The organism is Halomonas marinisediminis (assembly GCF_004347715.1).
Classification (GTDB): domain Bacteria; phylum Pseudomonadota; class Gammaproteobacteria; order Pseudomonadales; family Halomonadaceae; genus Halomonas; species Halomonas icarae.
This window is the reverse complement of the sequence record NZ_SLTR01000814.1, coordinates 1-226: the sequence shown is the minus strand read 5'-3', so window position 1 is coordinate 226 and position 226 is coordinate 1. Positions and strand designations below refer to the sequence as shown.

General features: G+C 59.7%; 1 protein-coding gene. It reads right to left on the bottom strand.

Annotated features, from left to right (window positions below; all coding sequences use genetic code 11):
• Nucleotides 1-31: 31 nt before the first annotated feature.
• On the bottom strand, nucleotides 32-226 hold a 195-nt coding region (locus tag E0702_RS18630), incomplete at its 5' end, for a hypothetical protein (RefSeq protein ID WP_205742173.1).

The following is a 226-nucleotide window of genomic DNA, read 5'->3' as shown; positions in this document are numbered from 1 at the left end:
ATCAAAGAAGCGATGCTGCAATAAGCGGCTTTCACGTGCCGTTCATCCACGCCAGCATCGCCACGTTCATTTCGCGGGGATAAGTGTGGCTGAGATCATCGAGCTCGCGATAGGTCACGTTTGCGCCGGCGGCAGACAGTGCCTGATGGGTCTGGCGCGCCACCTGCACCGGGAACATCCAGTCGAGCTTGCCGTGCACGATATGGATCGGCAGGTGCTGCAAGCG